This window comes from Bacillus sp. NEB1478, assembly GCF_031582965.1.
Lineage (GTDB): Bacteria > Bacillota > Bacilli > Bacillales > Fictibacillaceae > Fictibacillus.
The window spans coordinates 806,349-833,089 of the sequence record NZ_CP134049.1; the positions used below are offsets into that span (position 1 = coordinate 806,349).

Genomic DNA, 26,741 nt, shown 5'->3' on the forward strand with positions numbered 1-26,741 from the left:
CCCCCTAAATGTACTATTTTTTGCTTAAGTTTCGTTGATAAGCAGCAATTCGTGAATAATCTTCTTCTAATTTTCTCGATAGGCTGATGAAAATCGGCAATAATTCTCTATATTCTTTTACCGCGTCTTCATTTGGTGTATGTGTATAGGTGTTGCCGATCATTTGAGAAGCGGCATCAAAAGAATCGATTTTCCCAATAGCATACAGACCGAGAATACAAGCACCTAGACATGAACTTTCGTAAACCTCAGGAACAACTACATTTGCATCGAAAATATCAGACATCATTTGACGCCAAATTTCCGATCTTGCGAAGCCTCCAGTTGCTTGAATACGGGTCACAGGTTCATCCATGCATTCTACTAAAGCCAAAAACACGGTGTATAGATTATAAATCACCCCTTCCAAAGCCGCTCTGATCATATGCTCTTTCTTATGCGAAAGCGTTAATCCGAAGAATGAACCTCTGACATCCGAGTTCCATAATGGTGCACGTTCACCGGCAAGAAATGGGTGGAATAACAAACCATCAGCGCCTGGTCTCACTCGTTCAGCAATTTTCGTCAGGATTTCATAAGGATCGATCCCTAATCGTTTTGCCGTTTCGAGCTCGGATGCTGCAAATTCATCTCGGATCCAGCGAAGTACAACACCGCCGTTATTGACAGGACCGCCAATGACCCAATGATTTTCGGTTAAAGCGTAGCAAAAAATTCTGCCCTTTTTGTCCGTTTGCGGCTTATCGATAATCGTTCGAATCGCACCACTTGTACCAATCGTAACGGCGATTTCACCTTTTTGAATCGCATTGACACCTAAGTTAGATAACACGCCATCACTAGCCCCAATAACGAACGGCGTTTGAGAATCGATACCCATCTGCTTCGCCAATTCTAGCTGACAGTTTTTAAAAATCGACGTTGTCGGCACGATTGAAGATAATTGATCCCGTGATATGCCGGCGATGTTTAAAGCTTCTTCATCCCAATTCAAAGTATTGAGATTCATCATACCCATCGCAGAAGCTAAGGAATGATCGACAACATATTCGTTAAAAAGCTTTTTGAAGATATATTCTTTAATCCCAATATATTTTTTCGTTTTATCTGCAATTTCGGGCTGTTCATTTACAAGCCAGGCAATTTTGCTTAATGGCGACATTGGATGAATGGGTGTCCCCGTCCGTCTATAAACCTCATGCCCATTAAGCTCATCTTTTATTTTACGCGCCCAGCTCTCACTGCGATTATCAGCCCAAGTGATACAAGGAGTTAGAGGCTGATCGTTTTCGTCCATAGCAATTACACTATGCATAGCACTGCTGAACGAAATAAACGAGATCTCATTTTGAGAACAGTCTGATTGCTTAACCACATTTGAAAGGGCTTGCAAAACAGTTTGGAAAATTTGTTCTGGATCTTGTACAGCTGTTGAAATATCCGGTGTATGAAGGGGATAGCCAATATTTTCTTGGGAGATGACCTTCCCGTTTTCATTAAATAAAACAGCTTTTGTACTTGTCGTTCCGATGTCGACACCTATCATGTAGCTAGTCTTTTCTCGTTTATGTGTACCGTCGATATCAGTCATTTTTGTTACTCCTTTTCTTGTTCCCTCGCTCTAGATAGCATTTGTTGTGACATCCAAAGGTCATCTACTTTTCCTTGAACATCATCAAAGTTTTGGTGAAGCGATTGAATCATGATGTCTCTATTTTTTGTTTTGATGGCTTCAATATAGAGTTCATGGTTTTTTACGATACGAGAAAGATCATCATATTTTTTACTAAAATGCATTCTCATTGATAACAGGATAAAGCTCTCCATAACGGGCTTAGTATTACTCCAGATCATCGTGATATAGGAATGATCAATAGCGCGGATAATCGTTTCATGGAATAAAACATCCTGAAATGCAAATTCATCAGCATCTCTGTATTTGATAGCGATGAGCATCATTTCTAAAATTTTATTAAGCTCTCTCACTACTTCGGATGTGTCTATTTTTACAAGCCGTTCAAAAACAAACGTTTCAATAAGCAGCCGAACATCATAGATTTCTTCTACTTCTTTTTCTGTAATTCCAGTAACTACAGCACCCATTCTTTCTAATCGAATAAGGTTTTCGTTTGCCAATACCTTTAAGGCATCACGAATCGGTGAACGGCTTACATTGTATTCCGCTGCAAGTTTATTTTCAGATAATATGGTACCGCTTTCAATTATGCCTGAAATAATACGCATTCTAAGCTCGCATGCGACACGATCACCAGCGGAAGCTTTAGATAGCCATTTTGCAGGATATAAAAGTTCTTTAGATTCGCTCATCATTCATCTCCTTGAGAAATACGAGTATACTTGTATACAAGTTATTATAGTACACACATTTGAAAATGCAAGCGCTTTTATAAAATGGAAAAATAAACTATTTTTGATTAGTGGATCGGATCGATTTTGTTGAGAAGTCTGGTGAGAATGCTATCATTGTGGAGAAGGACATATTAAGAGGGTCTAGAATTTTGTTAAAAAAGGTAATATACAAATATGACAAATGTAAAAAGGTTGATTCGATGTCTAATAGAGATGAAAAAATAAAAACGGGCTGGAGCTTGGAAAACAGTTATTCCCGATTACCGAAAACATTTTTCACCCAAACCCAGCCGAATCCAGTACCTTCGCCAAAATTGATTATCCTCAATGAACCATTAGCAGAATCACTGGGACTGGATCCAAATGAACTCCGAGGTGAAGAGGGTTTAGCAGTGTTTGGAGGTAACCACTTTCCTGAAAGTGCGACATCTCTTGCACAAGCCTATGCTGGGCATCAATTCGGACATTTTACAAAATTAGGAGACGGCCGGGCTATGATGATTGGCGAACAGATAACCCCTGAAGGCAATCGTGTTGATATTCAGCTAAAGGGTTCAGGCAGAACGCCATACTCCAGGGGCGGTGACGGAAGGGCAGCGCTTGGACCGATGCTTCGCGAATACATCATCAGTGAAGCGATGCACGCACTAGCCATACCAACTACTCGCAGCTTAGCAGTAGTCACAACGGGTGAAACGATCATCCGAGAAACGGAGCTTCCAGGTGCCATTCTAACACGGGTAGCCGCCAGTCATCTGCGGGTTGGGACGTTCGAATACGCTGCGCGATTTGGAACGGTGGATGATCTTAAAGCTTTGGCTGATTATGCATTAAAGCGCCATTATCCAGAAGTGGCAGAAAATGATGATCGCTATTTAAACTTGTTCAAAGAATTGATCAAGCGTCAGGCGTCGCTAATCGCTAAGTGGCAATTGGCTGGCTTTATTCATGGTGTGATGAACACGGACAACATGACGATCAGCGGTGAAACCATTGATTATGGTCCTTGTGCTTTCATGAATACGTATGATACAGCAACGGTTTTCAGTTCGATTGATGTTCAAGGACGTTATGCTTTTGGAAATCAGCCGAGTATTGCGGGATGGAATCTTGCCCGGTTCGCGGAATCCATATTACCGCTGCTGCATGAAGATCAAGAGAAGGCAGTCGAAATTGCCCAAAACGCAATATCTGAATTTGGCAAGTTCTTTTATAGGAACTGGTTTACAGGCATGCGGGCAAAACTCGGGCTCTTTAATGAAGAGAATGAAGATGAATCGCTCATTGAAGATCTGCTGGAGCTGATGCACAAACATCGAGCTGACTATACGAATACTTTCCGTGCTTTAACTTTCGATTCAAAGGAAGGTACAGAACTGTTTGCTACTCCGGAATTTATTAAGTGGCACGAGAAATGGCAGGAGAGATTGGGCAGGCAGACGGAGTCAAAAACTGCTTCTAAAGAGCTGATGCAAAACAGCAATCCTGCTGTAATACCGAGAAATCATCGTGTAGAAGAAGCCCTAAAAGCAGCAGAGGAAAAAGAAGACTACAGCGTGATGGAGAAACTCCTTGCAGTTCTTTCTAATCCTTACGCTCACTCACCTGAGCAGGAGGAATACACTGATCTGCCTCCTGATTCAGACCGGTCATATCGAACTTTTTGCGGTACATGATTAAATAAGTGGGAAAAAGGAAGACTCAAAAGTGATTTTTGCTCACTTCTGAGTCTTTTTTTGTTCATTTTGCGTCATTTTGGTTTCTCCGTCATAAATTTAGGCTTTACGATCTGTTTAGAAGCTCTGTTTTTTATTTAATTCAACGGTAAATCCTAATATATCCACGAAAAAGCGCAATATATCCGCGTTAATTTCAATAATTCCACGTTAATTTGCAAATAACCACGAACCGATTTTCGGCAAAATCCGACGCCGACTCCAATTTCAACTCCAACAGCGAATTCATCTTAATGCACTTGTTACCGTGCGGCATTCACAAATTCCGTCATCATGTCGTAGCTCATCGGTCCAATATGTTTTTCTTTGATCGTTCCTTTCGCATCTATTACAAATGTAGTTGGAATAGTAACAGTTTTATAGATGTCTCCAACTGTTCCTGCAGAATCCAGAAGGACTGGAAAAGGCAGTTTGTAGTCTTTTGTAAATTTTTTCACATTACCTACTGTATCACTATCTGTCAGATTAACAGCCAAAATCTCTATTTTTTCAGAGGAACGTTCATTATAAAATCTTACCATCTCAGGCATCTCTGCACGGCAAGGCGGGCACCAAGTGGCCCAGAAGTTCAATAACACCACTTTCCCTTTTAAGTCGGAAAGCTTTATGGTTTTTCCATCAAGGGTCTGGAGTCGGAAATCTGGTGCATGGTTGCCTGGATTCAACCCAGAAGCGGCTGTTTCGATAGCTGCTGTATCACTTTTTTTATCGCTAAAAGGTCCGTTTGTCACTACCGCAAAGAAAAGAGCGGTCACTAAGATTGAAACAACCGTTTTCTTTGGCTGAAAAGCACCAAGTATATATAAATAAATAGACAGAACAGCAAAAAATAAGGTAATCAATCCATCTGATAAAAGGGTGTCACTGAAATAATGAGCTCCATAAAATACAGTGAAAAATAAGGTTAACCCTAAAACCCCGCAATAAAAAAGTCGGCTTCTCTCCAAATGTCTTTTTCCTGCTGCACATAAAAGGTATAGAACAGCAATAATCATGCCTACGATAATTCCTGTTTCACCCCCATTAAAATACAGGAGGTTCAACGGATGTTTGAAAATGAGAAACGGATGCAGAACTGCGTAGCTAAATTTCCAAATGAACCAGAACATTACGATGGCATTGCTTAATACTTCACTCAGCTGTTTTTTATCATCCTCATTTTTAAGTTTTAAAGCTAATACTCCATAAGCCACTAGAACAGAACCTAGAATCGCTAGCCATACCACTTTTATAGGGAAAGATCCGACCGTTATATAGTTCTCCACGTTTTCACACCGTCCTTAACTTGTCCTATAATTCACTGTATCAAAGAATCAACTTATTTATTCCAAAATTGCTCAAAGAAAAACGGCGAAGGATATATACATCCTTCACCGCTAAATGCTTTTCATTTATAGAAGATAAAATCCAACACCCATGATGACATACGCTGCTAAAAGTGTAAGTCCTTCAAACCAGTTCGTGTCGCCATCACTTGTTAAGGTGATGGTTAAGAATACGGCAAGAACCATGGCGATAAGTTCAGGCAATGAGAAAACGAGCGACATCGACTGTTGGAAAAAAAGTGAAATCAAGACGAGCACTGGTGCGACGAACATGGCAATTTGAAGAGTTGAGCCAATCGCAATCTCCACGGCTACGTTCATTTTGTTTTTGTAGGCCATAATAATTGCGGATGCGTGCTCAGCTGCGTTACCGACAATTGCAACAATGATAACCCCGATAAACACTTCACTCCAGCCTAACGTATGTCCAACCTCTTCAAAGGTATGTACGAGTTTTTCAGAAACATAAGCGACGGCAACTGTAGCAAGTGCCAGAATAGTAAGAGCTTTACCTTTACTCCATTCAGCAATTTCTTCACCATGATCCTCATCGTGCTCAGAAACATAAACGCCTCGATGTGTAACAAGTTTAAATAATAATGCAGCGAGATAAAGGATGATCATGATGACTGAAACCCAAACGCTCAGCGTAAGTGAATCCGCATCGTTCAGTTTATAAGAGAACACCTCAGGGAAAACAAGAGCAACGACTACTGCAAAAATAAGAAGACCAGCGTTATGCCGTGCATCATGTATGTTGAACTTTTGCTGCTTATACTTCAGTCCGCCGACAAAAAAGGATAATCCTCCAACTAGTAAAAGGTTTCCTAGTACAGAACCCGTTAAAGAAGCTAACACTACACTTATGAGTCCTGCTTTTAAAGCAAAAATAGAAATAATAAGTTCAACAGCATTTCCAAAAGTAGCATTCAGCAATCCGCCTATTCTTGGTCCTGCAACGATTGCCAGACTTTCTGTAGCGCGTCCCATAATACCTGCGAGTGCAACGATCGTAGCACAGTAAATCACAAAAAGCATAACAGCCGGCCAGTGCATAAGGCTTCCAATAACAGATAGCGGTACACCGATAATGATAGCAAACATAAAGATGCGGTTAAACAATGATGATTCCGTCCTTTCTAAAACAGTATGTATTTCTTACCTAGATTTTTATTTACATACTATTCCCTAAAATCCTTTTTCTTAACGTCATTTAGTTTAGCATTTTGTGTTGACTTTATAAATAAGGACGTGTAGACTAACAGATAAATCTTTATCATGGTAGTATATTAGCGAACTAAAGTGTTTGTAAAATTAAGAACTCTTTTCATATAAAGGATGAAGGTAAATGTCAAAACCATTTGTATTCGAAAAGCCCGCAGGAATGAGGGATACACTGCCTGCTTTTTATCAAAAAAATGAAGAAATAAAAAATGTGATAAAAAATGAAATGGAAGCTTGGGGCTACCAGTTTATTCAAACACCAACATTGGAATATCACGATACAGTTGGAGAAGCTTCAGCCATTTTAGATCAGCAGCTATTTAAGCTTTTAGATATGGAAGGAAAAACACTCGTCTTGCGGCCAGATATGACCGCCCCGATCGCCAGGGTTGTGTCATCAAGCATGAAAAATGTCGCTTATCCGATCCGTCTTGCGTATAGCTCGCCAGTTTTCAGAGCCCAGCAGCGTGAAGGGGGCAGACCTGCTGAATTCGAACAGGTCGGCATCGAGCTGATTGGGGATGGAACGGCAAGTGCTGAAGCGGAGGCACTCGCATTAATGACAGAAGTAATTAAAAAGAGCGGGATTTCATCTTTTACAATTGCAGTCGGACATATCGGTTTCGTACAAGAACTGTTAGCTGAGATTTTAGGAAATGATAATCGAGCAGGAGAACTTCTGCGTTATTTAAATGAAAAAAATTATGTGGGATATGCTTCACACGTGAAAGAACTTCCTCTTTCATCGATCGACACACAGCGATTATTAAAACTACTCGATTTAAGAGGAGGAGCAGACGTGTTGAAGGAGGCTGCGAAATTGTCTCCAAATGTTAAAGGACAGAGGGCGCTTGCAGAATTAAAAACACTGTACAGCTTGTTGGAAGATTATAATGCTTCGCAAAATATTGTCTTTGATTTTACATTGTTCAGTCATATGAGCTATTACACGGGAATCGTTTTTGAAGGATATGCAGCAGGTATTGGAGCACCCATTTCAAGCGGTGGCCGTTATGATGAATTGTTAAGCCGATTTGACCGTCACGCACCAGCAATCGGATTTGCCATTCGAATGGATTATTTAATAGAAGCTTTAGACTACAGAAATGTATCTTTGAGACCGCAATGCATCTTGTTTACACCAGAACGAAGAAGAGAAGCATTGCAATGGGCGAAAGAAAAGAGAGAAAAAGGTACTCAGATTGTCATGCAGGACCTTTCTGGTGTAGCGAACGTCGATGACTTCAGCAAACGTTTTGATGAAGTTCACTATTTAATAGGAAGTCAGCAAGGAGAGGACTTTTCATGAATACAACTTTAACGATGGCGATGCCAAAAGGGAGAATATTTGAAGAAGCGGTAGATCTGTTAAGACAAGCGGGTTATCCTCTGCCTCCTGAATTTGATGAATCGAGAAAACTGATTATCGATGTTCCTGAGGCCGAATTACGTTTTATTCTAGCAAAACCGATGGATGTACCGACGTATGTTGAACACGGAGTTGCCGATATCGGAATCGCAGGAAAAGACGTCATGCTGGAAGAAGAACGAGATGTATATGAAGTGCTCGATTTAAATATTTCTGCCTGCTATTTAGCAGTAGCGGGGCTCCCAGACGGCAATCATGAGAGGATCGCACCGAAAATCGCTTCCAAATATCCGAATGTAGCTGCTCACTATTTTAGAGAACAAGGCCAGCAAGTAGAAGTGATTAAACTGAATGGTTCGATAGAATTAGCGCCACTGATTGGATTGGCTGATCACATTGTGGATATCGTATCAACGGGCAGAACGTTAAAAGAGAATGGTCTTGTTGAACTCGAAAGAATTGCTGACATCACATCACGTCTAATTGTGAACCCGGCCAGTTATCGGCTGCATGCTGTCCGCATCAACGAAATGGTCGAACGGCTTCGGACACTTGTGGAAAGCAAGGGGGATAATGCATGAAAATCCAGCCTGTCACAGAATTAAAAAGCCTTGCAAGAAGCGTCGAGCAAAATACGGAACAGCAGCGCAAAGCGGTACTGGATATTTTGCAGACTGTAAAAAACGAGGGTGATAAAGCCCTTTTTGATTATACAAAACAGTTTGATGGTGTATCTTTGGAATCACTAGAGGTTACAAAGGAAGAAATAGATGAAGCTCTCTCATCACTTGATCAAGAATTGGTAAACATTATAATTGAAGCAGCTGCCAACATTCGTGAATATCACGAAAAGCAAAAAAGACAATCTTGGTTTTTTACGAGAGAGGACGGAACTCTCCTAGGACAAAAATTAACACCGCTTGATTCAGTAGGTGTTTATGTTCCAGGCGGTACAGCAGCTTATCCATCATCTGTTTTAATGGGTGTAATACCAGCTGTTGTCGCTGGTGTTGAGGAGATCGTTTTAGTGTCGCCGCCAGGAAAAGATGGAAAGCTTCCATCGGCCGTTTTAGCTGCAGCTCATGTTGCTGGAGTTAAACGAATGTTTAAAATAGGCGGTGCCCAAGCGATTGGTGCATTAGCATACGGAACGGAAACTGTGCCTAAAATAGATAAAATCGTTGGACCGGGAAACATCTATGTAGCACTCGCGAAGCGAGAAGTTTTTGGCGTATGCGATATTGATATGATTGCAGGACCAAGTGAAATTGCGGTTCTTGCTGACGAAACAGCGAACGAAAAGTACATTGCCGCGGATCTATTGTCACAAGCGGAACACGATCCCCGTTCAGCAGCAATCTTAGTAACAACATCACAGGAACTGGCTGAACAAGTTGCGGCAGAAGTTGAGGAGCAGCTTGCTAGTCTGCCAAGAAAAGATATCGTATCACAAGCTATAAAAGATTTTGGTGCAATTTATGTTGTAAACTCACTTGATGAAGGAACAGATGTAATTAATAAGATCGCTCCTGAACATCTAGAGATCATGACAAAAGACCCGATGAGTGTGCTCGGAAAAATAAAGCATGCAGGTGCAATTTTCCTTGGGGAATACAGTTCGGAGCCTGTTGGCGATTATTTTGCCGGCAGCAATCACGTATTGCCTACAAACGGTACAGCTCGTTTCTCGAGTCCGCTGAATGTGGATGATTATATGAAGAAATCGAGTGTGATCCGCTATAGTGAGCAGGCGATCAAAGAGAACGGGCATAAGATTTCTGCGTTTGCGCGTTTAGAGGGTCTTGAAGCACATGCCAGAGCAATTGATGTTCGACTGGAGGAAAAATAAATGGAAAACAAACGTCAGCACACGATTGAACGAAATACGAAAGAAACACAGATTAGCTTATCTTTTTCAATCGATGGAGAAGGTCAAGCCGATATTCAAACACCGGTTCCTTTTATGAACCATATGCTTGATGCCATTGCCCGCCACGGACACTTTGACTTAACAGTAAATGCAAATGGTGATGTGGAAATTGACGATCATCATACGACTGAAGATATTGGCATCTGCCTCGGACAAGCGATTCAAGGCGCTCTTGGTGATAAACGAGGAATTAAACGGTACGGAAACGCATTCGTACCGATGGATGAGACACTTGCTCAAGTGGTAATCGATCTTTCTAACCGCCCACATTTAGAATTCCGAGCAGAGTTTCCGACTCAAAAAGTGGGAACGTTTGATACAGAACTCGTACATGAATTCTTTTGGAAACTGGCATTAGAAGCGCGAATGAATCTTCATGTGATCGTTCATTATGGAACAAACACGCATCATATGATTGAAGCAGTATTTAAAGCTTTTACAAAAGCACTGGATGAAGCAACTCAACTTGATCCTCGTGTAAAAGGAGTGCCTTCTACGAAAGGGATGTTATAGATGATCGGAATTATTGATTATGGAATGGGTAATCTTCATTCCGTTTGTTCAGCATTAAAAAGAATCGGACAGCCTTACATTCTATCAGGAAATCCAGAAGAGCTTCATGAAACAGACGGCTTGCTGCTTCCTGGAGTTGGATCATTTAAAGATGCGATGCACCAGCTGGAGGAAACAGGTCTTGCTGAGTTTATTAAAACAGAAACTGAAAATGGCAAGCCTCTAATGGGAATTTGCTTAGGCATGCAGCTCCTTTTTGATGAGAGTGCTGAGAACGGAATGACGTCAGGACTCGGTCTTCTGCCCGGAAAAGTAACCCGTTTTAGCGGAAGAAACCCAGAAGGTAAAATGTATAAAGTCCCTCACATGGGGTGGAACAATTTGCATTTTCAACAAAAAAATCAGCCATTACTTCAAGGTCTGGCTGAGGGCTATGTATATTTTGTCCATTCATATGTTGTAGCAACTGATAATCCGCAAGTTCTTGCAGCAGCAGCTTACTATGAAGGTGTTGAAGTTCCTGCAGTAGTAGGGCTCAATCACATTATGGGGACGCAGTTTCACCCTGAAAAAAGTTCTGAAACGGGCATGGGGATGCTGAAAAACTTTTGCCGATTCGTTGAGGAGGGAAAACAATGAGTTCATTCACACTTTATCCAGCAATCGATATGCTAGACGGGAAATGTGTAAGACTATTGCAAGGGGATTATAATCAAGAGACAGTATACGGCGATTCGCCATTTGATATGGCAAAAGAATTTGCAAATCAAGGTGCAGAATGGATTCATATGGTGGATCTCGACGGTGCTAAAGATGGCCAAAAGGTAAATCATGAACACGTCTTGCGGGTGGCAAAAGAGCTTCCTGTTAAAGTGCAAATCGGCGGTGGCATTCGTTCCATGGATGACGTTTCATACTATTTAGATCAAGGTGTTGACCGAGTAATCCTTGGCAGTGCAGCTGTTTCTAATCCGGAATTTGTAAGAGAAGCGTTAAGAAAATATGGCAGTAAAATCGCGATTGGCCTAGATGCCCGCGATGGTTTTGTAGCGACAGAAGGCTGGCTTGAAACATCACATATTTTAGCTGTTGATCTTGCTAAACGTCTTGTAGAAGAAGGTGCTGAAACATTTATTTTTACGGATATTTCAAAGGACGGCATGATGCAAGGACCGAATATTGAAGCCATTGGTGAACTCGCACGCGTTACTGGAAAAGAAGTAATCGCATCTGGCGGGGTCAGCTCAATTAACGATTTAATTTACGTAAAAAAAGATGAACGAAAAATTGCAGGATCTATTATCGGAAAAGCTTTATATACAGGAAGATTCACACTTTCTGATGCGATTGGAAGTGTTGAGTCATGCTGACGAAAAGAATCATTCCGTGTTTGGATGTTAAAGAAGGAAGAGTTGTAAAGGGTATTCAGTTTTTAAATTTAATCGATGCCGGAGATCCTGTAGAGCTTGCCCGTTTTTATGATGCAGAAGGTGCAGACGAGCTCGTTTTTCTCGATATTTCAGCAAGCCATGAAGGCCGGGATACAATGGTGGAAGTTGTGGAGCAAGTCGCAGCCGAACTCGCTATCCCTTTTACGGTCGGCGGAGGAATCAATAAACTAGAAGATATGAAAAGAGTCTTAAGAGCAGGAGCTGATAAAGTTTCAGTAAATACAGCAGCCCTTCTAAGACCAGAGTTGATAACTGAAGGATCAGATTTCTTCGGAGCACAATGTATCGTCGTAGCGATTGATGCTAAATATGATGAAGAGCTTGGATCATGGCGGGTATTTACACATGGTGGCCGCAAACCCACCCAATGGGAAGTTACTGATTGGGCAAGAGAGGCGGTAAAGCGGGGAGCCGGCGAAATCTTGCTGACCAGCATGGATAAAGACGGTGAAAAATCCGGTTTTAATTTAGAACTGACGAAAAAAGTGAGTGAGGCAGTAACCGTTCCTGTAATCGCTTCTGGAGGTGCCGGATCGGCAGACCATTTTTACGATGCGTTCACGATTGGCAAGGCTGATGCGGGGCTTGCGGCTAGCATCTTTCATTATAAAGAAACATCAATTGGAGAGCTAAAGTCAGAATTGCAAACTTTGGGGGTGTCTGTACGTTGAAATTTGAAACTTTGAATTTTGATGATAACGGTCTGATTCCTGCTGTAGTCCAGGATTATCAGTCAAAAGAGGTTTTAACGGTCGCATACATGAACAAAACTTCGCTCGAAAAAACGGTCGAAATCGGCGAAACTGTATTTTTTTCAAGATCTCGAAAAAAATTATGGCACAAAGGTGAAACATCGGGAAACACACAAAAAGTAAAGAGCATTCGATATGATTGCGATCAGGATGCTTTAGTAATTTTAGTAGAGCCAAAGGGACCTGCATGCCATACAGGATCGTACAGCTGTTTTTCTGAAACGCTGTTTGAAGCAGAAACAAACAGTGATGCTGGTCCATCCTCAAATCGTTATGCCATTTTAAACGAGTTGCAGGAAATCATCGCACAGCGTCAGCACGAAATGCCAGAAGGTGCATACACAACATACTTATTTGAAAAAGGTGTAGATAAAATTCTCAAGAAAGTCGGCGAAGAAGCAGGAGAAGTTATTATCGCTGCGAAAAATCGCGACCCTGAAGAATTAAGATGGGAAGTATCTGATCTGTTTTATCACGTTTTGGTCCTTTTACAAGAACAAAACGTACCGTTGGATGACATCTTAAAGACATTAGAAGAACGCCATACAAAAAAAGACGACTAAGAAGCTATTTCTTAGCCGTTTTTTTTTGCTCATTTCTAAGGGGATGCGTTTTATAAACGTGTAACAAATAAAAGAACATATACCGTAAAATGCATATGTAATCTGAAGTTGTTCTCCCCACGTGGACAAATCAGGGATTTGTCCACAAGTGGGGTCAGACCCCCTCTTGTGGTTTTTGTCGAAAACTTCCATCCCTTAATTACAGTTACAGGGGTGTTTGAATTTTTCACCTATGTTATAATTTTTTGGGTTGAAAACTTTGTAAACTGAACGATAAAGAAGTAAGCGGGTTTACATAGTAAAATGGAGGAACTTAAAATATGCAAAAACGACAAAGCGCCAGTCAGTTGAGTGGACGCGTTCTTCCCTTTATTCAAGATGGGGATTATTTTTTTGAAAAAGGAATTAAAGCCTACAATCGGCGTGATTTATATAGAGCGAAAAAAATGTTTGAGCGGGCAGTTACTTTTCAGCCAGAAGAACCTTCTTTTTTGTGCCAGTTAGCTTCAACATTAGCTGAGATTGGTGAATATGAGGAATCCAATCGTCATTTATTGAGTGCATTGGAACAGTCCGGATCAGATATGATGTCTGAATGCCACTTCTTCCTTGCCAATAACTTTGCACATCTAGGGATGTATTCTGATGCTGAAGAGCATGCTTTGCTATACATGCATAACGATCCAGACGGTGAATTTCTTGATGACACGCAAGAGCTGCTGGATTTAATCAATCTTGAAACAGGCACTAAATCACAAGATATGCCGATGACCGAAGAGGAAGAATTGATAAAAGCTCATGACGAAGCAAGACAATCGATCGAGCGAGGTGATTTGCCGGTTGCACAGGATCAGTTGCGCGAAATCATCATCAATCATCCTAAATTTTGGGCGGCATATAACAATCTAGCGTTAACACATTTTTATAAAAGTGAATTTGACGAAGCCATTTCTGTATTAGAGGATGTATTGGTTAAAAATCCCGGAAACTTAAATGCTTTGTGTAATTTAGCCATTTTTCTGTTTCACCTTGGAATGGATGAGCAAGGTGGGAAGATTGTTGACCGGTTGAAGTCGGTGCATCCGATTCATGCTGAACATCGATACAAGCTCGGAAACACGTTCGGTCTTTTAGAAGAACATGTTCATGCTAACAAATGGCTTCAATCCTTAAAGAAATCTTCATTTGTATTTGATCCGGTGACGACACATATGCTTGCCGTTTCATACTATGCGCTTGGAAAAAAAGAACTTTCAGTTAAGACGTGGAAAAAAGTGCTCGATCTAGATCCGGAAGGCAACGTCGCTCCGTATTATATGGAAAGAGCTCTTAAAGACGAATTAACAGTTGCAGGCGGAGATTATCAATATCGTATTCCGCTGAATAAGCATAATAAACCAAAAAAAGATAGACAGATCAAAGCGATGGAGCATATTCAGCATGTACGTAAAGGGTTGGAAAAAAATAAAATTACGCATTTATTCCTTTTAAGAGGGAATAAAAATGAAGAGGCTTATAAAACGCTGAGTGAATTTTGTTTACGGCCAGAAGAGAACTTATTTATAAAAGAAATCGCTGCAAATATCATGCTTGAACATCGGCCAGAGCAATCTGTAAAATTAGCGCATGAAGAGAATATCGTAGAAGTGGGCAGTCCTTCAGCTATTTTGACTAAGGCTTTGGATGTTATGCAGGTGATTAAGGTTCATGGTGCTATCATAGACGAACAAGTCCTATTTTATTGGTCAGAAGCGATTAAGCTATCTGAACAAACCGGCGAAAAAATCTTTGATAACAAACATGCAGTCGCAGCAGCAATAGATCACCTTTCCCGAAAACAAAAAGGAAATTCGACTAAAAAAGCGTCTGCAGAACTTTATGGAATCACTGTCGCGGTCCTTTCACTAAGAATTAAAAAGCTGATTAGCTGGGTAAACCGCAACGTTTGAGCAGAATAATGGACTTTCATCCTATGACTCGTTAGGATGTAATAGAGCAAATAAGAATTTCCTTATATAAGGAGTGTTTTAAGAATGTCAGAAGAAAAAATTTATGACGTAGCAATACTTGGTGCAGGTCCAGCGGGTATGACTGCCGCGGTGTACACATCTCGCGCTAATTTAGATACGATCATGATCGAACGCGGAATCCCTGGCGGACAAATGGCGAACACAGAAGATGTTGAAAACTATCCTGGTTTTGATCATATTTTAGGACCTGAGCTTTCAAACAAAATGTTTGAACATGCGAAAAAGTTCGGAGCGGAATACGCTTATGGCGATGTGAAAGAGATCGTAGATGGAGAAGAGTATAAAACGATCAACGCTGGAAGCAAAACATACAAAGCACGTTCAATCATCATTTCTACAGGTGCGGAATATAAGAAGATTGGCGTTCCGGGAGAAAAAGAATTCTCAGGACGCGGTGTCTCCTATTGTGCGGTATGTGATGGGGCGTTCTTTAAAAATCGTGAACTCGTAGTCATTGGCGGCGGCGATTCTGCCGTTGAAGAAGGCGTATACTTGACTCGTTTTGCGACAAAAGTGACGATTGTACACAGACGCGACAAGCTTCGTGCACAAAAAATCCTTCAACAGCGAGCTTTTGACAATGATAAAATCGACTTCATCTGGAACCATTCTGTAAAAGAAATTCACGGTGAAAATAACAAAGTAAGTAAAGTGACACTCGTTCACTCTGAAACAGGTGAAGAGCAAGAATTTCCTACAGATGGTGTTTTCATCTATATCGGAATGCTTCCACTGAATGCAGCATTTAAAAATCTTGGAATCACGAATGAAAATGGCTATGTGGAAACGAACGAGCAAATGGAAACGAAAATCCCTGGTATCTTTGCTGCAGGTGATATTCGTGAAAAAACATTGCGTCAAATCGTTACAGCAACAGGTGATGGAAGCATCGCAGCACAGGCTGCACAACACTATGTGGAAAATTTGGCTGAAAAGTTAAAAAACGTAACTTCTAATTAATCATCTTGTAACAATGGTGAAATAATTGTGGGGTATTATAAGAATAAGAAATTGACCCCCTTTTTATAAAGGCAAGACTTTGACACGGAGCTTAGTTCCGTGTCCTTTTTTTTGTCATAATATAGACTGTGAAAAAGTATTTGCCATTCTGTTGGCTGACTAAGCTCAAACCCTTGAGGTGTCTATGTTGTGAGGGGTTACATTATTTAGTATACTTAGTAAAAGGACTAAGCCCTGAGGTGAAGCAAAGTGCAAAGAGTAACAAACTGTGTATTAATAAAAGAAAATGAAGTTTTATTGCTTCAAAAACCTAGACGGGGCTGGTGGGTAGCTCCTGGCGGAAAGATGGAGTCCGAAGAGTCTATTCGTGATACTGTTATTCGTGAATACCGTGAAGAAACCGGTATTTATTTAAAAAATCCGCAATTAAAAGGTGTTTTTAATTTTATAATTAAAGAAGGCGACAAAATCGTTTCAGAGTGGATGATGTTCACATTTTTAGCAACCGACTCTGAAGGTGATGCCCTCGATGAGTGTGAAGAAGGTATTTTATCTTGGAAGCCGATTGAAGAAGTCAGAGATTTGCCGATGGCTCCAGGAGATCATCATATTTTGGATTATGTGACAAAAGGAAGCAACATGATTTTTGGCACATTTACGTATACACCGGATTTTGAGCTTCTTTCTTATCGATTAGATCCGGCATAATGAAGAAATAATTGCATAAGCATTGAACATAGAAATAGGGGGAATCGGCATGGATAGACAAGACGTACAGATGGTTATTATTACAGGAATGTCAGGTGCTGGTAAAACAGTAGCCATGCAGAGCTTTGAGGATTTAGGCTTTTTCTGTGTAGATAATTTGCCTCCTGCATTACTCCCTAAATTTGTAGAATTAATGCAAGAATCGGCTGGTAAGCTTAATAAGGTTGCCCTTGTTATGGATTTGCGCGGCCGGGAATTTTTTGACCAATTATTCGCAACGCTTGACCAGCTGGCTCTGAATTCAGATGTGCAGCCTCAGATTTTATATTTGGACTGTAAGGATCCTACACTTGTGCGGCGATATAAAGAAACGCGCCGGTCACATCCTCTTGCGAAAAGCGGGAACCCTCTGCAGGGGATTCACCAAGAAAGACAGATGCTCGAAGAATTAAAAGGAAGAGCACAGCAAATTCTCGATACAACCGATTTGAAACCTTTACAGCTGCGTGAACGTATTATACAGAGATTCTCAACGAATGCAGCCCATCCATTTACGATTAATGTGATGTCTTTTGGTTTTAAATACGGAATGCCGATCGATGCGGATCTCGTGTTTGATGTGCGTTTTTTACCGAACCCGCATTATATTGAACATATGAGACCTCGAACAGGACTCGAACCTGATATTTCAGAGTATGTACTGAAATGGCCTGAGACAAATAAATTTTTAGAAAAGCTTTTGGACCTGCTGCATTTCATGGTGCCGCAATATAAGCGTGAAGGGAAGAGCCAGCTGATTATAGGGATCGGCTGTACTGGCGGTAAACATCGATCAGTAGCCCTTGCCGAGTATATTGGGAACGCACTTTCTAAAGAATATGTGACATTCAGCAGCCATAGGGATATGGGAAAGGATAAAGTATAGATGGAAAAGCAGCCAAAAATGGTGGTGCTCGGCGGCGGAACAGGATTATCAGTCTTGCTCCGCGGTTTGAAGCGCTACCCAGTGGATATAACTGCTATCGTCACAGTAGCAGATGATGGCGGCAGTTCCGGACGCTTAAGGAAAGATTATGACATGCCTCCGCCGGGTGATGTTAGAAACGTGATTGCCGCGCTCTCTGAAGTAGAGCCGCTTGTTGAAAAAATGTTTCAGCACCGGTTTACGGTTGGAGATGGAATTGTGGGTCATTCTTTAGGGAACCTGCTGCTTGCTGCTATGCATGATATTACGGGAGACTTTTTGACCGGAATACGAGAGTTGAGCCGTGTATTGAATGTAAGAGGACAAGTACTTCCTGCTGCCAAAAACAGCATTGTTTTATGTGCGGAAATGGAAGATGGGACAATTGTTCAGGGGGAATCTAAAATCCCGCTGTCGAATAAAAAGATTAAGAAAGTTTACTTAACGGACGAGGAAATTGAGCCTCTTCGTGAAAGTGTAAAAGCAATACAAGAAGCAGACCTTATTGTAATCGGTCCCGGCAGCCTTTATACAAGTATCCTGCCTAATCTTCTTGTTAGAGGAATTTCTAACGCCATTCGTGAGGCAACGGCGCCTAGAGTGTATGTGTGCAACGTGATGACACAGCCTGGTGAGACTACTGGTTACTCCGCAGGGGATCATATTCAGGCTTTAATCGACCATGTTGGGCATAATTTTATTGATGTTGTAATTGTGAATAATGAGATCATTCCTTCAGAATTCTTGGACTTATACTTGGAAGAAGGGTCTCAGCAGGTTCAATTTGACGAAGAACGTTTAAAGTCATTTGGAATCGGCCTCGTCTGCGATAATATTATTCAATATGGCTCACTAGTAAGGCATGATGCCAAACGTGTTTCCGATTTATTGTTAGGATTGATTGAAAGATAATTTTTTTAACACTTTAAAATAGTTTAGCTGGTTAGCATGATGATTTTTGACTCAATAACTTGTAAAAGTTGGTCTTTCACATGCAACTATGACTGACAAAATGGCATTGTGTCTGTTAAATTTTCTTTTTTGGAACTAGAGAGGGGTGTTGATGCAGATGTCATTCGCTGCTGATACAAAAAAAGAATTAACGCTGCTCGAGCTTAAGGATTGCTGTAAAAAAGCTGAACTGGCTGCATTGATTCGTATGAATGGTTCCATCTCTTTCAGCAATAGAAAGCTGATTCTTGATATTCCCACTGAAAATGCTGCGATTGCCCGCAGAATTTATACTTTGATAAAAACTGTTTATCCTTATCACGTTGAACTTTTAGTACGGAAAAAGATGCGTTTAAAGAAGAATAACGTTTATATCGTACGGGTTTCTGAGGAATCACGAGCGTTGTTGGAAGATCTGAAAATCATTGATGTTTCGTTTACGTTTACTCGCAATATTGCAGATGAATTTAATAAAAAAAGCTGTTGCAGACGGGCTTATATGAGAGGAGCTTTTCTAGCGGGTGGTTCGGTAAACCATCCTGAGACAAGCTATCATCTCGAAATTTTTTCGATGTATGAAGAGCATACGGTTGCACTTGCTGAACTGATGAACAAGTTTAACCTTAAGGCGAAGGTACTCGAACGGAAAAAAGGGTATATTATTTATTTAAAAGATGGTGAAAAAATTTCTGAGTTTTTAACGCTCATTGGTGCTCACCATGCCGTTCTGTTCTTTGAGGATATCCGTATTTTAAAAGATATGAGAAATTCGGTAAATCGTCTTGTAAACTGTGAAACCGCTAACTTAAATAAAACGGTCGGAGCAGCAATGAGACAGGTCGAGAATATTAAGTTCATTCAAGACCAAGTCGGACTGGAGATACTCCCTGATAAACTCCGTGAGATTGCACAGCTGCGTGTTACTCATCAGGAAATCACACTAAAAGAGTTAGGCGAGATGATTTCTTCTGGCCCAGTAAGTAAATCAGGTGTAAACCATCGATTGCGAAAAATTGATGAAATTGCAAACAAAATTAGAACAGGTCAATCCATCAATTGATGTATAAATAGAGAGAATGAGCAAGAGGAGGTAAAAGTAAAATGGTAGAGAAAAAGGTAACTGTCCAATTGAAGAGTGGTCTTCAAGCACGTCCTGCGGCACTTTTCGTACAAGAAGCAAACCGTTACAGCTCTGATGTTTTCGTTGAAAAAGAAGGAAAGAAAGTGAATGCAAAAAGCATCATGGGTATCATGAGCTTAGCTGTTGGTTCTGGATCTGAACTTGTATTATCTGTCGACGGCACAGATGAAAACGAAGCCATCGAAGCATTAGCAGCGTTTGTTTCCAAAGCAGAGTAAAAGGGGTCTGACCCCACAAAAAAACAAACCGCCAAATTGTCCATTTCACGAGGACATTTGGCGGTTTTCTTTATTTTGATAGGGTTGGTCTATTCCATTTCCTTTATATACTGTAAAAGAGGGTAAAGGAGGCGATGGTTTTGCAGCATTCTGAGCTGATGCATGACTGGTTGTTTGCGGCGTGTTTAACATTGTTGAATATCCTTTTAACTCTTTATATTTTGAAGCCGAAGAAAAGTACGTTTCGTCTGATCTACTGGGTTTGTATGCTGTTTTTCATTTGTATTTATCCAATTTCTTTAGTGGGGTACCATGTGCAGATCCCCCGAAGTTCAGGACTCATGCTCGGGCTCGCTTTCATGATTACTGTAACATTCAGCATGTTTCTCTTATTTAGTGTTTGCTGGGTATGGGTTATTCGCCGGTCGTTTTACAGGTAAATATGCTGTTGTTAATAACCTACATGAGTTGACAGGAGCCTCTATAGCCTTTATATTGATTTTTAATCAGGAGAATAGTTTTTTAGATGAGTTGAGTGGAGAAAAGTAAGCATAGATGAGCTGAGCCTGAGATTTGATCCTGGATTAAACCTCTTTCTTAGTTTATTAAAGTTGCAATTAATCAGCCTCCGCTAGATGTAAAAGCGGGGGCTTTATTTTTTGAAAGAGGTGAAGAATATGTTTATTCCTTCTTTAGAGGAAACAATTTCTCTAACGAACCAGAATTATAATGTAATACCGATCGGCTTTACGTACTTATCCGATCATGAAACGTGTATATCCCAATTTGAAAAAGTGCGCCGTGAAACGTATTCTTTTTTGCTCGAAAGTGTTGAAGGAGGAGAACGCTGGGCAAGGTATTCCTATATTGGCAGAAACCCTTTTCTAGTTATCGCAAGCAAAGGGAATGACGTTAAACTTACGTACTTAAAAGAACAACGAGTGATTCATGAACACGGTGCACCGCTCGAAGTCGTGCAAAATCATATCTCACAATATAAATCTCCTAAACTCCCTGAACTGCCTCCTTTTACAGGAGGTGCCGTCGGTTTTTTTGGGTATGATCTCATTCATACATTTGAAAATGTACCAAAACCACCCACTCCATCTAAGCAAAAAAATGAAATGGAATTTTTGTTCACTGATGAAATGATTGTTTTTGATCATTTGAAACAAAAAACAACGATCATTTGTAACCTGCATATTACTTCTGATGATGACAAAGAAACGATTCGTTCTAAATATCAGCAAGTGTGTGGAAAAATCCGTAAAACGTATGGTGAACTACAGCAGCCTAAGAAAAATAGCACAAAAATGAATCAACATTCCTTTGATAAAGCTTCTTCTGAAGTTACGTCTTCCCATACGAAAGAAGAATTTTGTTCTATGGTAAAAAAAGCGAAAGAATACATTCTTAAAGGTGATATTTTTCAAGTTGTATTATCGCAGCGTTTCGAACAAGAAACAGACGCAGATCCCTTTGATGTTTACAGACTTCTTCGTTCGATGAATCCATCGCCTTATATGTATTACTACAAATCAGAAGACACATATATCGTTGGGGCATCCCCAGAGCTTCTTGTAAAAGTAGACAATGGCTGGGTAGAAAACCGTCCGATTGCTGGTACACGGCCAAGAGGAAATACTACTGAGGAAGATCTGGCATTTGAAGAGGACCTTTTAGCTGATGAAAAAGAGTGTGCTGAACATGTGATGCTTGTGGACCTCGGCAGAAATGATGTAGGCCGGGTAAGTGAATTTGGTTCGGTTGAGCTGGAATCTTATATGGAAATCGAGCGTTATTCACATGTTATGCACATGGTTTCACATGTGAAAGGTAAAATCGCGAAAGACAAAGACTTCTTTGATGCGCTGAGATCATGTATGCCGGCTGGAACAGTTTCAGGTGCACCGAAAGTAAGAGCGCTGCAGATTATATCTGAGCTCGAAAAAGAGGCACGCGGCGTTTATGGTGGAGCAATAGGCTATTTAGGCTTTAACGGACAAATGGATTCTTGTATCGCTATTCGAACGATCGTTTTCCAGGACGGAAAAGCATACGTACAAGCAGGAGCGGGAGTAGTAGCCGATTCAGTACCGGAGCGGGAATATGAAGAAACCATCAACAAAGCCAAAGCCATGCTCCAAGCAATCGAGGGGGGGACAGACCCCAGACAAATACAAATCCCAAGTTTGTCCATATAGAGTGGACAAGCTTGGGATTTTTCCTGTAAGCAATTTTCTGTTCTTGTGATAGAGATGTGGGTATACTGTCCTTTGTATATTTCAATCAAACTCATTTAAAGGGGAATACATAGATGAAAGCTTTGTTGTTAGAAGATAAAAACATGTGGAGCGAGATGAAGGTTAGTGAAACGGCTAAGCCAAGCCCGATGCGCGGCGAAGTTCTCATTAAAATCAAAGCGGCTGGTCTGAACCCGGTTGATTATAAAGTTGCCACAAATGGAAATCCAAACTGGGAATATCCTCATGTTTTAGGTGTGGACGCAGCTGGAATCGTTGAAGAAATCGGTGAAGGTGTTACAAATCTAAAAAAAGGTGATCGTGTTTTCTATCACGGCGATTTTACTAAAAATGGCGGTTTTGCCGAATACGCAGTAACAACAGCCCACACAACAGCAAAAATTCCAGAAAAATTGTCTTACGAAGAGGCTGCCGCTCTTCCTTGTGCTGGTATGACCGCTTACCAGGCTCTCATACGAAAAATGAATCTTCAAAAAGACGAGATGATTCTTATTCATGGGGGAGCTGGTGGTGTTGGCGGGTTTGCGATTCAGCTTGCAGCCAATATAGGAGCAACAATCATTACGACATGCTCACCTGAAAACGAAGAGTATGTGAAGCAGCTTGGAGCCCATCACGTGATCTTTTACAAAACTGAAGATGTTCACAAAAGAGTAATGGAGCTTACAGATCAAAATGGTGTTGATGCAGTTTTAGATACCGTTAGCCGTCAAAACGCCACAGATTCTTTAAAGAGTATTGCTTTTAACGGACGCATTGCCTTTATCGCCGGCAACCCGGATTATTCGGCTGTAAAACCTTTTAGCCAAGCTTTGTCTTTCCATGAGATCGCATTAGGTGCTGTCCATTTTTCAAATCATATCAATCAGCAAAAAGATTTGGCTTTCATGAATGAAGAATTGGCACAGTTAGTTATAAATGGGAAAATTTCTTCGATGATTTCGGAAAAAATAACATTAGAAGAAATACCTGTATGGCTTAAGAAATTATCTGAAAGACATGTCCGAGGGAAGATTGTAGCGATAATTAAATAAACAAAAAAAGGAGCGCCTCGATATTGAGGGCTCCTTTTCTCATACTATTTACTTTGCATCAACAGATGTAATTAGTTTATCAACCAATCCGTATTTAACGGCATCTTCTGCAAGCAAGAAATTATCACGATCAGTATCACGCTCAATAACTTCAAGCGGCTGACCTGTTTTTTCTGATAAGATTTTGTTTAGCTGCTCACGCATTTGAATGATACGGCGTGCGTGGATTTCGATATCACTCGCTTGACCGCGTGTACCGCCTAGTGGCTGGTGAATCATAACTTCAGAGTTTGGAAGAACGTAACGTTTTCCTTTTTCTCCAGCTGCAAGCAGGAATGCACCCATACTTGCTGCCATACCGATACAAATTGTAGAAACGTTCGGCTTAATGTAGTTCATTGTATCGTAAATCGCCATACCTGCTGTAATGGATCCACCTGGACTGTTTATGTACAATGAGATGTCTTTATCCGGATCTTCTGCAGCTAAGAATAACAGCTGTGCTACGATAGAGTTTGAAACGTTGTCGTCAATTGCGCTGCCAAGCATGATGATACGATCTTTTAACAAGCGGGAATAAATATCATATGCGCGTTCCCCACGGTTCGTTTGTTCGATTACTGTTGGAATTAAATTCATGAAAATTCCTCCTTCTCCTTTTTCACTTATAACTGTACTGTCATCATACAAAAAAGGTCAAACAAGGTCAAACGATATGCTGTTCTTAATCTACATTCGTCAAGAACGCAAAAAAATCCTTCTTAACACCTTATGTATGGGCTATCTTCATGATGCCCGAGACGAGTATGATTTTAAACGTATTCTATAAAATCAATACCCTTTTTTCTCTCATAATAAGCTTATTTTTCATTTTTAACTTCAATATAAGCTATTTCTAAATTTCGGATGCGGCGAACCGTCTCACTATTTTTATTCAGGTTATCATTGATCAAAGTACCAACAATAGAACGGTAATACGCATTCATGGCATGTGTTTTGGTGAAAACATCTTTGTTTTTTTCAATAAACTGACGGAAGTTTTCTTTAAAGTAAGGTACCGAAAATGCCTCGCTCATTTATATTCCTCCTTTATTAATAAATTTTCATTTTATTTATGTCTTTAAAATCCCTATTTTATAATAGCTTATCAGCAGAACAATCGAAAGAAGAAGTGAAATCTATACCCTAGTTTTGACAATTAAAAATGAGCATGTTATAGTTTATATAACCAATTACGGTGTGAATATGTTTGGATTTTAAAGCGGTCGTACTTTTTGAATAAGAAGTGGAACACTTTTGGATCCACTTTTGACTATTCAAATGAGTGCGCATTTTTTATGTTCTATTTTATTTACATAGTAATCCGGTTAAACACGAGTCAAAACGCAAACTATTGCGTTTGTAAGGAGGAAACACCCATGCAAAATGGTAAAGTAAAATGGTTTAACGCTGAGAAAGGCTTTGGTTTCATCGAAGTTGAAGGCGGAAACGATGTATTCGTACATTTCTCTGCAATTCAAACTGATGGATTCAAATCTCTTGACGAAGGTCAAGAAGTATCTTTCGAAATCGTCGATGGCGAGCGTGGACCACAAGCTGCTAACGTAACAAAACTTTAATAAAAGTTTAGAATGCCAGACTGCTATTAAGCGGTTCTGGCATTTTTTTGTGCCCATTTTTAATCAGGGGTCTGACCCCGGGACAGACCCCCTTTTTTTACAAATTATTAACAGATGTATAGCGCTTACATATGTAGTATCATTAAGGGAAGGGGGGATATAAAATGGAAATGGGTTTGTTTCAGCAGCAGAGCTTAAACCTCGTTATGACAACTGAATTGCGTCAGGCCATCGCCATTTTACAAGTTCCCGGTTATGAACTTGCTTCCTATCTTCAAGAACAGGCGCTTGAAAATCCTTTAATTGAAATTTTAGAACCCAAAGGCATGTTTACAACCTTGAAAAAAAGTCCAAGTAAAAAGGCTACTGAGGGTAAAGGAATAGCAGAAAAACGAAGCTTTGAAAATTTTATTATTGAAAAAGAAACGTTATACGACTATTTATATAAACAATCGATTCTGCTTCCGATCGAAAAAGAGAATCAAAAAGTCTTTCAGTACCTTTTGTTAAGTGTAGATGAAAACGGCTATCTGACAGTAACAGCAGAGGAAACCGCTGCGCGTTTTTCAATTACAGCTGAAAAAAGTGAAGAATTGATCTCTATGCTTCAAACACTGGAACCGGCAGGAATCGGTGCCCGAAGTTTAAGAGAATGTCTCTTAATTCAAATGCGAACGCAAAACCTAGAACATTCATTAAGCTATCAGTTAGCCGACTGTTATTTAGATTTGCTTGCAGAAAGAAAGATCAAATGGCTGTCTGCAAAGCTTGATGTTTCACTTCAGCAAGTGGAAGAAGCGGCAGATTTTTTGCAAACCCTTGATCCGAGGCCAGGTGCAGCATTCTCATCAACAGAAGACCAAGCTTACTTGTATCCTGATGTCTCTGTCAGCTTGGAAAATGGACAGTTACATATCGCGATTAACGAGCAATACACGCCGGTTATGAAACTGAACAAAAACTATGAACCACTGCTGCAAGGAAAACAGGCAAGCAATAAGTTTTTAGATGACTCCTTTCAGAAGTTCAATTGGCTGAAAAAGGCGTTAGAACAAAGAAGAGAGACTTTGCTAAACATTACACACGCGATAGTTAATGCTCAAGAAAAGTACTTTTTATCTTTTAATAAAGAAGATCTCACCCCATTAACTTTAAAAGAAATTGCAGATGAAATCGGGGTACACGAATCGACCGTTAGCCGAGCTGTGAAAAACAAAGTACTGCAAACTTCTAAAGGAGCCGTTGAGCTTAAATCCTTTTTTACAGCTAAAATTTTTACGCAAGATGGCGGAAGTGCTTCTGCAACATCTGCAAAAACAGCCATTCAGAAACTAGTTGAAGATGAAGATAAACTAAAACCTCTTTCTGATCAGCTTCTCGCTGCGATGCTGGAGCAAAAAAGCGGATTAAGCATCTCGCGCCGAACCGTGGCAAAATATCGGGAAGAATTGAAAATACCTTCTTCATCAAAAAGAAAACGTTATACTTCTTAAAGCTCTTCAGTATGACTTGGAGAGCTTCCTTTAATTCTCAGAACATTAAAAGCAACAATCTTTTAGAAAACAGCCTTTAGTAAAAAGAGCCTATAGAAAAAACAGTCATTTCTAAAAATTAAACAA

Annotated in this window: 27 protein-coding genes; 21 read left to right on the top strand and 6 right to left on the bottom strand. The window is 40.4% G+C overall.

All coding sequences use genetic code 11. The features are described 5' to 3' along the window. Positions 1 to 13: 13 nt before the first annotated feature. Both gntK and RGB74_RS03785 read right to left on the bottom strand, forming a co-directional pair. Positions 14 to 1,591: a gluconokinase gene (gene gntK, locus RGB74_RS03780; protein WP_310761663.1), complete on the bottom strand. Its 1,578-nt coding sequence runs from the start codon at positions 1,589 to 1,591 to the stop codon at positions 14 to 16. 5 nt (positions 1,592 to 1,596) lie between these two features. Next, positions 1,597 to 2,328 carry a GntR family transcriptional regulator gene (locus RGB74_RS03785; RefSeq protein WP_310761664.1) on the bottom strand — a complete coding sequence of 244 codons (732 nt, stop codon included), beginning with the start codon at positions 2,326 to 2,328 and terminating at the stop codon, positions 1,597 to 1,599. Positions 2,329 to 2,570: 242 nt separating this feature from the next. On the opposite strand from RGB74_RS03785, the gene RGB74_RS03790 reads away from it, so the two are divergent. Continuing rightward, on the top strand, positions 2,571 to 4,046 hold the full coding sequence (locus RGB74_RS03790; RefSeq protein ID WP_310761665.1) for a protein adenylyltransferase SelO: 1,476 nt from the start codon (positions 2,571 to 2,573) through the stop codon (positions 4,044 to 4,046). A 302-nt stretch (positions 4,047 to 4,348) separates the two neighbouring features. Here the strand turns inward: RGB74_RS03790 and RGB74_RS03795 are convergent, their stop codons facing one another. Together RGB74_RS03795 and cax are read right to left on the bottom strand one after the other, a co-directional pair. Then, the gene (locus RGB74_RS03795) at positions 4,349 to 5,371 is read right to left on the bottom strand and encodes a redoxin domain-containing protein (protein WP_310761666.1); all 1,023 of its coding nucleotides are present in this window, start codon (positions 5,369 to 5,371) and stop codon (positions 4,349 to 4,351) included. Positions 5,372 to 5,497: 126 nt separating this feature from the next. Continuing rightward, positions 5,498 to 6,586, bottom strand: a complete 1,089-nt coding sequence (gene cax / locus RGB74_RS03800; protein ID WP_310762786.1) for a calcium/proton exchanger — start codon at positions 6,584 to 6,586, stop codon at positions 5,498 to 5,500. Positions 6,587 to 6,779: 193 nt separating this feature from the next. On the opposite strand from cax, the gene RGB74_RS03805 reads away from it, so the two are divergent. The 18 genes from RGB74_RS03805 (at position 6,780) to RGB74_RS03890 (ending at position 23,503) form a co-directional block, all read left to right on the top strand. Beyond that, on the top strand, positions 6,780 to 7,964 hold the full coding sequence (locus RGB74_RS03805; protein ID WP_310761667.1) for an ATP phosphoribosyltransferase regulatory subunit: 1,185 nt from the start codon (positions 6,780 to 6,782) through the stop codon (positions 7,962 to 7,964). Beyond that, positions 7,961 to 8,605, top strand: a complete 645-nt coding sequence (gene hisG / locus RGB74_RS03810) for an ATP phosphoribosyltransferase (protein ID WP_310761668.1) — start codon at positions 7,961 to 7,963, stop codon at positions 8,603 to 8,605. Before RGB74_RS03805 ends, hisG begins: the two co-directional genes overlap by 4 nt. Further along, positions 8,602 to 9,873 carry a histidinol dehydrogenase gene (gene hisD, locus RGB74_RS03815; protein ID WP_310761669.1) on the top strand — a complete coding sequence of 424 codons (1,272 nt, stop codon included), beginning with the start codon at positions 8,602 to 8,604 and terminating at the stop codon, positions 9,871 to 9,873. The genes hisG and hisD overlap by 4 nt, the downstream gene beginning before the upstream one ends. Beyond that, positions 9,874 to 10,467, top strand: coding sequence for an imidazoleglycerol-phosphate dehydratase HisB (gene hisB / locus RGB74_RS03820; protein ID WP_310761670.1), 594 nt, complete (start codon positions 9,874 to 9,876; stop codon positions 10,465 to 10,467). After that, positions 10,468 to 11,106 carry an imidazole glycerol phosphate synthase subunit HisH gene (gene hisH / locus RGB74_RS03825; RefSeq protein WP_310761671.1) on the top strand — a complete coding sequence of 213 codons (639 nt, stop codon included), beginning with the start codon at positions 10,468 to 10,470 and terminating at the stop codon, positions 11,104 to 11,106. Further along, positions 11,103 to 11,837 (top strand): 1-(5-phosphoribosyl)-5-[(5-phosphoribosylamino)methylideneamino]imidazole-4-carboxamide isomerase, encoded by a 735-nt coding sequence (gene hisA, locus RGB74_RS03830; RefSeq protein ID WP_310761672.1) that lies wholly within the window; start codon positions 11,103 to 11,105, stop codon positions 11,835 to 11,837. The genes hisH and hisA overlap by 4 nt, the downstream gene beginning before the upstream one ends. Continuing rightward, positions 11,831 to 12,589, top strand: a complete 759-nt coding sequence (gene hisF, locus RGB74_RS03835) for an imidazole glycerol phosphate synthase subunit HisF (RefSeq protein WP_310761673.1) — start codon at positions 11,831 to 11,833, stop codon at positions 12,587 to 12,589. Before hisA ends, hisF begins: the two co-directional genes overlap by 7 nt. Further along, on the top strand, positions 12,586 to 13,233 hold the full coding sequence (gene hisIE / locus RGB74_RS03840) for a bifunctional phosphoribosyl-AMP cyclohydrolase/phosphoribosyl-ATP diphosphatase HisIE (protein WP_310761674.1): 648 nt from the start codon (positions 12,586 to 12,588) through the stop codon (positions 13,231 to 13,233). The genes hisF and hisIE overlap by 4 nt, the downstream gene beginning before the upstream one ends. Positions 13,234 to 13,553: 320 nt before the next feature. Continuing rightward, on the top strand, positions 13,554 to 15,182 hold the full coding sequence (locus tag RGB74_RS03845; RefSeq protein WP_310761675.1) for a tetratricopeptide repeat protein: 1,629 nt from the start codon (positions 13,554 to 13,556) through the stop codon (positions 15,180 to 15,182). 84 nt (positions 15,183 to 15,266) lie between these two features. Then, positions 15,267 to 16,223 (top strand): thioredoxin-disulfide reductase, encoded by a 957-nt coding sequence (trxB, locus tag RGB74_RS03850; RefSeq protein WP_310761676.1) that lies wholly within the window; start codon positions 15,267 to 15,269, stop codon positions 16,221 to 16,223. 249 nt (positions 16,224 to 16,472) lie between these two features. Further along, the gene (locus tag RGB74_RS03855; RefSeq protein ID WP_310761677.1) at positions 16,473 to 16,931 is read left to right on the top strand and encodes an NUDIX hydrolase; all 459 of its coding nucleotides are present in this window, start codon (positions 16,473 to 16,475) and stop codon (positions 16,929 to 16,931) included. Positions 16,932 to 16,980: 49 nt separating this feature from the next. Further along, positions 16,981 to 17,856, top strand: a complete 876-nt coding sequence (rapZ, locus tag RGB74_RS03860) for an RNase adapter RapZ (RefSeq protein ID WP_310761678.1) — start codon at positions 16,981 to 16,983, stop codon at positions 17,854 to 17,856. Next, the gene (locus tag RGB74_RS03865; RefSeq protein ID WP_310761679.1) at positions 17,857 to 18,807 is read left to right on the top strand and encodes a gluconeogenesis factor YvcK family protein; all 951 of its coding nucleotides are present in this window, start codon (positions 17,857 to 17,859) and stop codon (positions 18,805 to 18,807) included. 157 nt (positions 18,808 to 18,964) lie between these two features. After that, positions 18,965 to 19,906: a DNA-binding protein WhiA gene (gene whiA, locus RGB74_RS03870; protein WP_310762787.1), complete on the top strand. Its 942-nt coding sequence runs from the start codon at positions 18,965 to 18,967 to the stop codon at positions 19,904 to 19,906. A gap of 41 nt (positions 19,907 to 19,947) precedes the next feature. After that, positions 19,948 to 20,205, top strand: coding sequence for an HPr family phosphocarrier protein (locus RGB74_RS03875; RefSeq protein WP_310761680.1), 258 nt, complete (start codon positions 19,948 to 19,950; stop codon positions 20,203 to 20,205). 140 nt (positions 20,206 to 20,345) lie between these two features. Next, complete coding sequence (locus RGB74_RS03880; RefSeq protein WP_310761681.1) at positions 20,346 to 20,645, top strand: hypothetical protein; 300 nt, start codon at positions 20,346 to 20,348, stop codon at positions 20,643 to 20,645. A 237-nt stretch (positions 20,646 to 20,882) separates the two neighbouring features. Next, positions 20,883 to 22,409 (top strand): anthranilate synthase component I, encoded by a 1,527-nt coding sequence (trpE, locus tag RGB74_RS03885; protein WP_310761682.1) that lies wholly within the window; start codon positions 20,883 to 20,885, stop codon positions 22,407 to 22,409. Between the two features lie 113 nt (positions 22,410 to 22,522). Continuing rightward, on the top strand, positions 22,523 to 23,503 hold the full coding sequence (locus RGB74_RS03890; RefSeq protein ID WP_310761683.1) for a zinc-binding dehydrogenase: 981 nt from the start codon (positions 22,523 to 22,525) through the stop codon (positions 23,501 to 23,503). Between the two features lie 48 nt (positions 23,504 to 23,551). Here the strand turns inward: RGB74_RS03890 and clpP are convergent, their stop codons facing one another. Further along, positions 23,552 to 24,142, bottom strand: a complete 591-nt coding sequence (clpP, locus tag RGB74_RS03895; protein WP_310761684.1) for an ATP-dependent Clp endopeptidase proteolytic subunit ClpP — start codon at positions 24,140 to 24,142, stop codon at positions 23,552 to 23,554. Positions 24,143 to 24,363: 221 nt separating this feature from the next. Then, the gene (yvfG, locus tag RGB74_RS03900; RefSeq protein WP_310761685.1) at positions 24,364 to 24,579 is read right to left on the bottom strand and encodes a protein YvfG; all 216 of its coding nucleotides are present in this window, start codon (positions 24,577 to 24,579) and stop codon (positions 24,364 to 24,366) included. Between the two features lie 342 nt (positions 24,580 to 24,921). Here yvfG and cspD point away from each other — a divergent pair, with 342 nt between their 5' ends. Then, positions 24,922 to 25,122: a cold-shock protein CspD gene (cspD, locus tag RGB74_RS03905; RefSeq protein WP_310258473.1), complete on the top strand. Its 201-nt coding sequence runs from the start codon at positions 24,922 to 24,924 to the stop codon at positions 25,120 to 25,122. A 164-nt stretch (positions 25,123 to 25,286) separates the two neighbouring features. After that, positions 25,287 to 26,615 carry an RNA polymerase factor sigma-54 gene (gene rpoN, locus RGB74_RS03910; RefSeq protein WP_310761686.1) on the top strand — a complete coding sequence of 443 codons (1,329 nt, stop codon included), beginning with the start codon at positions 25,287 to 25,289 and terminating at the stop codon, positions 26,613 to 26,615. The last annotated feature ends 126 nt before the right edge of the window (positions 26,616 to 26,741 follow it).

Coding starts and splice junctions, on each gene's coding strand:
- gntK (WP_310761663.1), bottom strand. CDS start 1,591: ATGACTGATATCGACGGTACACATAAACGAGAAAAGACTAGCTACATG.
- RGB74_RS03785 (WP_310761664.1), bottom strand. CDS start 2,328: ATGAGCGAATCTAAAGAACTTTTATATCCTGCAAAATGGCTATCTAAA.
- RGB74_RS03790 (WP_310761665.1), top strand. CDS start 2,571: ATGTCTAATAGAGATGAAAAAATAAAAACGGGCTGGAGCTTGGAAAAC.
- RGB74_RS03805 (WP_310761667.1), top strand. CDS start 6,780: ATGTCAAAACCATTTGTATTCGAAAAGCCCGCAGGAATGAGGGATACA.
- hisG (WP_310761668.1), top strand. CDS start 7,961: ATGAATACAACTTTAACGATGGCGATGCCAAAAGGGAGAATATTTGAA.
- hisD (WP_310761669.1), top strand. CDS start 8,602: ATGAAAATCCAGCCTGTCACAGAATTAAAAAGCCTTGCAAGAAGCGTC.
- hisB (WP_310761670.1), top strand. CDS start 9,874: ATGGAAAACAAACGTCAGCACACGATTGAACGAAATACGAAAGAAACA.
- hisH (WP_310761671.1), top strand. CDS start 10,468: ATGATCGGAATTATTGATTATGGAATGGGTAATCTTCATTCCGTTTGT.
- hisA (WP_310761672.1), top strand. CDS start 11,103: ATGAGTTCATTCACACTTTATCCAGCAATCGATATGCTAGACGGGAAA.
- hisF (WP_310761673.1), top strand. CDS start 11,831: ATGCTGACGAAAAGAATCATTCCGTGTTTGGATGTTAAAGAAGGAAGA.
- RGB74_RS03845 (WP_310761675.1), top strand. CDS start 13,554: ATGCAAAAACGACAAAGCGCCAGTCAGTTGAGTGGACGCGTTCTTCCC.
- trxB (WP_310761676.1), top strand. CDS start 15,267: ATGTCAGAAGAAAAAATTTATGACGTAGCAATACTTGGTGCAGGTCCA.
- rapZ (WP_310761678.1), top strand. CDS start 16,981: ATGGATAGACAAGACGTACAGATGGTTATTATTACAGGAATGTCAGGT.
- RGB74_RS03865 (WP_310761679.1), top strand. CDS start 17,857: ATGGAAAAGCAGCCAAAAATGGTGGTGCTCGGCGGCGGAACAGGATTA.
- whiA (WP_310762787.1), top strand. CDS start 18,965: ATGTCATTCGCTGCTGATACAAAAAAAGAATTAACGCTGCTCGAGCTT.
- RGB74_RS03875 (WP_310761680.1), top strand. CDS start 19,948: ATGGTAGAGAAAAAGGTAACTGTCCAATTGAAGAGTGGTCTTCAAGCA.
- trpE (WP_310761682.1), top strand. CDS start 20,883: ATGTTTATTCCTTCTTTAGAGGAAACAATTTCTCTAACGAACCAGAAT.
- RGB74_RS03890 (WP_310761683.1), top strand. CDS start 22,523: ATGAAAGCTTTGTTGTTAGAAGATAAAAACATGTGGAGCGAGATGAAG.
- clpP (WP_310761684.1), bottom strand. CDS start 24,142: ATGAATTTAATTCCAACAGTAATCGAACAAACGAACCGTGGGGAACGC.
- yvfG (WP_310761685.1), bottom strand. CDS start 24,579: ATGAGCGAGGCATTTTCGGTACCTTACTTTAAAGAAAACTTCCGTCAG.
- cspD (WP_310258473.1), top strand. CDS start 24,922: ATGCAAAATGGTAAAGTAAAATGGTTTAACGCTGAGAAAGGCTTTGGT.
- rpoN (WP_310761686.1), top strand. CDS start 25,287: ATGGAAATGGGTTTGTTTCAGCAGCAGAGCTTAAACCTCGTTATGACA.